The sequence below is a fragment of the Streptomyces radiopugnans genome (assembly GCF_900110735.1).
In the GTDB taxonomy this organism is placed as follows: domain Bacteria; phylum Actinomycetota; class Actinomycetes; order Streptomycetales; family Streptomycetaceae; genus Streptomyces; species Streptomyces radiopugnans.
The window spans coordinates 152,456-158,880 of record NZ_FOET01000014.1 but is presented as its reverse complement, the minus strand read 5'-3'; the positions used below and the strand labels follow the sequence as shown (position 1 = coordinate 158,880).

General features: G+C 70.0%; 7 protein-coding genes and 1 rRNA gene. 2 read left to right on the top strand and 6 right to left on the bottom strand.

Features of this window, described 5'->3' with window-relative positions; genetic code table 11:
• From BMY40_RS21980 to thyX, 4 genes are all read right to left on the bottom strand, one after another.
• Nucleotides 1–67: ribosomal RNA gene (locus tag BMY40_RS21980) — 16S ribosomal RNA — on the bottom strand; the annotation flags it as partial.
• Nucleotides 68–481: 414 nt separating this feature from the next.
• Complete coding sequence (locus tag BMY40_RS21975; protein WP_093662289.1) at nt 482–2,167, bottom strand: ribonuclease J; 1,686 nt, start codon at nt 2,165–2,167, stop codon at nt 482–484.
• A gap of 102 nt (nt 2,168–2,269) precedes the next feature.
• Nucleotides 2,270–3,169 (bottom strand): 4-hydroxy-tetrahydrodipicolinate synthase, encoded by a 900-nt coding sequence (gene dapA, locus BMY40_RS21970; RefSeq protein ID WP_093662287.1) that lies wholly within the window; start codon nt 3,167–3,169, stop codon nt 2,270–2,272.
• Nucleotides 3,170–3,336: 167 nt separating this feature from the next.
• Entirely contained in the window at nt 3,337–4,029 is a 693-nt protein-coding gene (thyX, locus tag BMY40_RS21965) for an FAD-dependent thymidylate synthase (protein ID WP_218158309.1), read from the bottom strand.
• 261 nt (nt 4,030–4,290) lie between these two features.
• Between thyX and BMY40_RS21960 the strand changes: the two genes are divergently transcribed.
• Together BMY40_RS21960 and BMY40_RS21955 are read left to right on the top strand one after the other, a co-directional pair.
• Nucleotides 4,291–4,530, top strand: a complete 240-nt coding sequence (locus BMY40_RS21960; RefSeq protein WP_093662283.1) for a hypothetical protein — start codon at nt 4,291–4,293, stop codon at nt 4,528–4,530.
• 52 nt (nt 4,531–4,582) lie between these two features.
• Nucleotides 4,583–5,134, top strand: a complete 552-nt coding sequence (locus BMY40_RS21955) for a hypothetical protein (RefSeq protein ID WP_093662281.1) — start codon at nt 4,583–4,585, stop codon at nt 5,132–5,134.
• Between the two features lie 39 nt (nt 5,135–5,173).
• On the opposite strand, the gene BMY40_RS21950 is transcribed toward BMY40_RS21955, so the two are convergent.
• Nucleotides 5,174–5,635 carry a hypothetical protein gene (locus tag BMY40_RS21950; protein WP_093662279.1) on the bottom strand — a complete coding sequence of 154 codons (462 nt, stop codon included), beginning with the start codon at nt 5,633–5,635 and terminating at the stop codon, nt 5,174–5,176.
• 5 nt (nt 5,636–5,640) lie between these two features.
• Nucleotides 5,641–6,393 (bottom strand): 4-hydroxy-tetrahydrodipicolinate reductase, encoded by a 753-nt coding sequence (dapB, locus tag BMY40_RS21945; protein ID WP_093662277.1) that lies wholly within the window; start codon nt 6,391–6,393, stop codon nt 5,641–5,643.
• Nucleotides 6,394–6,425 lie beyond the last annotated feature (32 nt).

Here is a 6,425-nt window from a genome sequence, read left to right as displayed (position 1 = left end):
GTTCGACTTGCATGTGTTAAGCACGCCGCCAGCGTTCGTCCTGAGCCAGGATCAAACTCTCCGTGAATGCTGTCCCGGAACTCCGGGGCACATCGCGCAGAGCGGCACCGGCGGGAAGGAATGATTCCCGCGGTGCGCAGCGTCCTCGCTGTGTGTTTCAAAGGAACCTCATCGACTCCTCCGGACCGGAGGAGCGACGGGGTATCAACATATCTGGCGTTGACTTTTGGCACGCTGTTGAGTTCTCAAGGAACGGACGCTTCCTTCGGCACCCCTATTCGGGGCCCCTCCGGGCGCTTCCCTTCGGTGTCTCCGACCTTACCAGAACCGTTTTCCGGTCCGTTTCCGTCCCGTTCACTGATTCCGGTTGTCGGGAACCTACCGGCACAAGACTGCTTCCGGTTCCCGTTCGGCGGAGACTTAAACGTACTGGAGCGGGGCGCCCGGATGCAAATCCGGGTGCCCCGCCCCTGGTTGAGCCTCAGACCTCGACGACCACGGGGAGGATCATGGGCCGGCGGCGGTAGTTGTCCGACACCCACCTGCCCACCACGCGGCGGACGAGCTGCTGCACCTGGTGCGGCTCGGAGATGCCGTCCTGCGCCGACTTGGCCAGAGCTTCGTCGATCTTGGGGATCACCGACTCGAAGTCCTTGTCGTCGATGCCGGACCCCCGGGACTGGATGTGCGGACCACCCGTGATCTTGCCGGTGGTGCTGTCCACCACCACGAAGATCGAGATGATCCCCTCCTCTCCCAGGATCCGGCGGTCCTTCAGCGACGACTCGGTGACGTCGCCGACCGAGAGGCCGTCGACGTAGACGTAGCCCGCCTGGACCTTTCCGACGATCTTGGCCCTGCCGCCGACCAGGTCGACCACCACGCCGTCCTCGGCGATCACGATGTGGTCCTTGGGCACCCCGGTCTGCGCGCCCAGCTCCGCGTTGGCCCGCAGGTGACGCCACTCGCCGTGGACCGGCATCAGGTTCTTCGGGCGGCAGATGTTGTAGAAGTACAGCAGCTCGCCCGCCGAAGCGTGGCCCGACACGTGCACCTTGGCGTTGCCCTTGTGGACGACGTCGGCGCCCCACCGGGTCAGGCCGTTGATCACCCGGTAGACCGCGTTCTCGTTGCCCGGGATCAGCGAGGAGGCCAGGATCACCGTGTCACCGGGGACGATGCGGATCTGGTGGTCCCGGTTGGCCATGCGCGACAGCGCGGCCATCGGCTCGCCCTGCGATCCGGTGCAGACGAGCACCACCTCGTCGTCCGGCAGGTCGTCCAGCGTCTTGACGTCCACGACGAGGCCCGCGGGCACCTTGAGGTAGCCCAGGTCCCGGGCGATGCCCATGTTCCGGACCATCGACCGGCCGACGAAGGCGACACGGCGGCCGTACTCGTGGGCCGCGTCGAGGATCTGCTGGATGCGGTGGACGTGGCTGGCGAAGCTCGCCACGATGATGCGCTTGCGCGCTCCGGCGAACACCTGGCGCAGCACCTGGGAGATGTCGCGCTCGTGCGGTGTGAAGCCCGGCACCTCGGCGTTGGTGGAGTCCGACAGCAGCAGGTCGATGCCCTCCTCGCCCAGACGCGCGAAGGCTCGCAGGTCGGTGAGGCGGCGGTCCAGCGGAAGCTGGTCCATCTTGAAGTCTCCGGTGTGCACGACCATGCCCGCCGGGGTGCGGACGGCGACGGCCAGCGCGTCCGGGATGGAGTGGTTGACCGCGACGAACTCGCAGTCGAAGGGGCCGATGCGCTCGCGGCCGCCCTCGGCCACCTCGAGGGTGTAGGGACGGATGCGGTGCTCCTGGAGCTTGGCCTCGATCAGGGCCAGGGTCAGCTTGGAGCCGATCAGCGGGATGTCCGGCTTCTCCCTCAGCAGGTACGGGACGCCGCCGATGTGGTCCTCGTGGCCGTGGGTCAGGACGATGCCCTCGATGTCCTCCAGCCGGTCCCGCACGGAGCTGAAGTCCGGAAGGATCAGGTCGACTCCGGGCTGCTCCTCCTCGGGGAAGAGGACGCCGCAGTCGACGATGAGCAGCCGGCCGCCGTACTCGAAGACGGTCATGTTGCGGCCGATCTCGCCGAGACCGCCCAGCGGGGTGACGCGCAGGCCGCCCTCGGGCAGTGGTGGCGGGGGGCCGAGTTCGGGATGCGGGTGGCTCAAAAGTCTCTCCTCACCACGCGCGCCACGCACCCTGTCGGGCACGTGGCGCGCGATCGTCGTGCACTTGCAGTTGTTGGTCCGTATCCAGTTGTGAAGTCTGTTTCAGAGCTGTACCCCGCCGGCGGCGAGATCGCGCTTGAGCTGCTCGGTCTCCTCCGGGGTCAGCTCGACGAGCGGCATGCGCAGGGGGCCTGCCGGCAGCCCCTGGAGCGCGAGGGCGGCCTTGGTGGTGATCACGCCCTGGGTGCGGAACATACCGGTGAAGACCGGCAGCAGCTTCTGGTGGATCTCCGTCGCCTTGGTGACGTCACCGCTGAGGTGGGCGTCCAGCAGCGCGCGCAGTTCGGGGGCGACCACGTGGCCGACGACCGAGACGAAGCCGACCGCGCCGACGGACAGCAGCGGGAGGTTGAGCATGTCGTCGCCGCTGTACCAGGCGAGTCCACTGGTGGCGATGGCCCAGCTCGCACGTCCCAGATCGCCCTTGGCGTCCTTGTTGGCCACGATCCTGGGGTGTTCGGCCAGTCGGACGATGGTCTCGGTGTTGATGGGGACGCCGCTGCGGCCGGGGATGTCGTAGAGCATGACCGGCAGGCCGGTGGCGTCGGCGATGGCGGTGAAGTGCCGGTACAGGCCCTCCTGCGGGGGCTTGCTGTAGTACGGCGTGACGGCCAGCAGGCCGTGGGCGCCGGCCCGCTCGGCCGCGCGGGCAAGTTCCAGGCTGTGCCGGGTGTCGTTGGTGCCGGCTCCGGCGACGACGTGGGCGCGGTCTCCGACCGCCTCGACCACGGCCCGCACGAGCTGGGCTTTCTCCGCATCGCTGGTGGTCGGGGACTCACCGGTGGTGCCGTTGACGACGATGCCGTCGTTGCCGGCGTCCACCAGGTGGGCGGCGAGCTGCTGCGCGCCGTCGAGGTCGAGATCGCCGTCCGCGGTGAACGGCGTGACCATCGCGGTCAGGACCCGCCCGAAGGGCGTCTGCGGTGTGGAGGTCGGAGCCATGGGTCCCACGCTACTCGCAGCCTGAGGTCCGGTGTGCCCTCGGGAGCCGGTTGAGGAGCCCGGCACTGTCCGCTCGGGGGTTCAGACAGTGCCGGGTCCGTGGGAAAAGCGTAGACGAACCTCTCCAAAGGCCGCAATCCGGACATGGATCACGGTGGTTCCGTGCTCTACGGGGCGACTCGCCCGTTGGCGTTGAACGCCTCGTGCGTCAGGGGCATGAGGCCGGCCCAGTGCGCCTCCATCCGCTCGGCGACCATCTCGATCTCCCGCTGCGGGAAGGAGGGCACCCTCGCCAGTTCGTGCTGGGTGCGCAGTCCCAGGAAGTGCATCAGCGACCGGGCGTTGCAGGTGGCGTACATCGAGGAGTAGAGGCCGACCGGAAGGGTCGCGCGGGCGACCTCGCGGGCGATGCCGGCGTCCAGCATCTCCTGGTACGCCTCGTAGGAGCGGCGGTAGGAGAACTCCATGGTCTCCACGGCCAGCCGGTGCTGCTCCTCGCTGCCCTCGACGAACCGGTACTTGCCCGGGCGCCCCTCCTGCACCAGCCTGCGGGAGGTGTCCGGCACGTAGAAGACGGGCTCCAGCTCGCGGTACCTGCCGCTCTCCTCGTTGTAGCTCCAGCCGACCCTGTGGCGGTGGAACTCGCGGAAGACGAACAGCGGGGCGCTGATGAAGAAGGTCATCGAGTTGTGCTCGAACGGACTGCCGTGCCGGTCGCGCATCAGGAAGTTGATCAGCCCCCTGGAGCGCTGCGGATCCTTCTCCAGCTCGTCCAGGGACTGCTCACCCGCGGTGGAGACCCGCGCCGCCCACAGCACGTCGGTGTCTGCGGCCGAGTGTTTGACCAGCTCGACGGTCATGTCACTGCGGAAGCGGATGTCGGGGGCGTCGGACACCGGGGATCCTTTCGGTCGTGCCACGCGGGAAGTCGGGGGCGGCGCACAGCCTATGGCGGCGACGGCCGCGGGGGCGACCTCGCCCCCCCCGGCTCGCCCCCGCCGGCACGGCGGCGGAGACGGTCGCTGATATTCTCGCGCAAGCAGCAGAAAACGGGCACTTGCTCGAACGTCCGGACGTTCTCCCCGTGGCAGTACAGATCACCTTTCGAGGAGCAGCAGCAGATGGTCCGCCGCGAAGAGTCCGTGCCCTTCGCCTTCGTCGCCGAGTCCGGGCACTTCCGCAGTAACGTCACTCCCCCGCGCCGCCGCCCGTCGAGGACGGACTTGGCCGGTCGCGTGCTGCTGGGGGTGGTCCTGGTCGCCGGGCTCGTGGGGTCCCTGCTCCTGGGGATGCCGGCCCTGGAGACCCCGCAGCCGCAGGACGGCAGGCCGGACCAGCCGACCGCCGCCGAGAGCCGCTGATAATCTCCTCGCTCACAGGCCCCCACCCACTGTGTCCGTGAGCGAGGATCCCGTGCCACTGCACTTCCTGACGGCCGACGGCGAACTGGACGCCACCGCCTCCGACGCACCGCTGCCGTACGAGGATCGGGAGAGATGGCGACGACCGTACCGGCCGGGCCCCTGGCGCGTCGCCGGAGCGGCGCTGGCACTGCTGCTCGCCGCCTACATGCTGATGTCCACCCTGATCATCGCCATGGCGGGCGGCGCCGCGGAGGCCGCCGTGTGCCTGCTCGTCGCGGCGCTGGTGATCGCCTACGCGCTGCGGCTGCTGCGTGTGGGGGTGTGGGTCAGCGCGCGCGGGATACGCCAGGTGGGCCTGGTCTCGACCACGACGCTGTCCTGGCGGGACGTCTCGGCCGTACGGACCGTGCAGCAGCCGGTGAAGTGGCTGGGCATGCCGAGGACCGTGCAGGGGCAGGCCCTGCTCGTCGAACCGCGGCGCGGCGAGGCGCTCAGGCCCGTGCTGACCGACCACAACGCCGATTTCCTCTCCCGCCCCGGCTCCTTCGACCAGGCGGCGGACGTGGTGGAGGGCTGGGCCGCGGAGAACCGCCGCCCCTAGCCCGCACCGGTCCGGCGGGCCCGGGGCGGCCGGCGCCGTTCAGGCGGCGGTCTCCCGCACGGGCCCGCCGTCGTGCAGCGCGATGGCCCGCTGCATGGCCTTGCGGGCCCGCGGGGTGTCCCGGGCGTCGTGGTAGGCCACGGCCAGCCGGAACCAGCAGCGCCAGTCGTCCGGGGCGGCCTCGGTCTCCTCCTTGCGCCGGGCGAAGACCTCGTCCGCCGACGCCTTGTCCACGCGGCCGCCCGCCGTCCGCGCGGGCCCGTCCTGCGGCAGCCCGCCCTCGGCCTCCAGCTCCCGCGCCAGGCGGTTCGCGTTCCGCGCGAAGCGGGTGTTGTGCCACAGGAACCAGGCGCCGACGCACGGGAGGACGAAGGCGACGGCCCCCATCCCCATCGCGGCCGGCTCGCCCGTCCTCAGCAGCAGTACGCCCTCCAGGGCCACCACCGCGAAGACGACGACCAGCGAGACGGCGAGGAAGGCATAGGTGATCTTTCCGCCCATGGGTCTCAGTCCAGGTCCATGAAGTGTTCCAGCCCCACGGTGAGGCCGGGGGTGCCGGTCACACGGCGCACTCCCAGCAGGATGCCGGGCATGAAGCTGCTGTGGTGCAGTGAGTCGTGGCGGATCGTGAGGGTCTCGCCGGTGTCGCCGAAGAGCACCTCCTGGTGCGCCAGCAGTCCGCGCAGCCGCACCGCGTGCACCGGGATCCCGTCCACGTCCGCGCCGCGGGCGCCGTCGAGGGCGGAGGTGGTGGCGTCCGGCTGCGCCGGGCAGCCCGCCTCGGCCCGCGCCGCGGCGATGAGCTGGGCGGTGCGGGTGGCGGTGCCGGAGGGCGCGTCCGCCTTGTTCGGGTGGTGCAGTTCGACCACCTCGGCGGACTCGAAGAAACGGGCGGCCTGCCGGGCGAAGCGCATGGTCAGCACGGCGCCGATGGAGAAGTTCGGCGCGACCAGCACTCCGGTGCCCGGAGAGGCCTCCAGCCAGGTGCGCAGCTTCCCGAAGCGTTCGTCGGTCCAGCCGGTGGTGCCGACGACGCCGTGAATGCCGTGTCCGACGCAGAACTCCAGGTTGCCCATCACCGAGTCGGGGTGCGTCAGGTCCACCGCGACCTGGGCGCCCGCCTCTGTGAGCGCCTCCAGGGAGTCGTCCTTGTCCAGGGCCGCGACGAGCTCCATGTCGTCGGCGCCCTCCACGGAGCGGGCGGCCTCGGAGCCGATGCGGCCCTTGGCGCCCAGGACTGCTACGCGGAGCTTGCTCATGTGCGTGTTCCCTTTCACGGGTACGGGCCCGG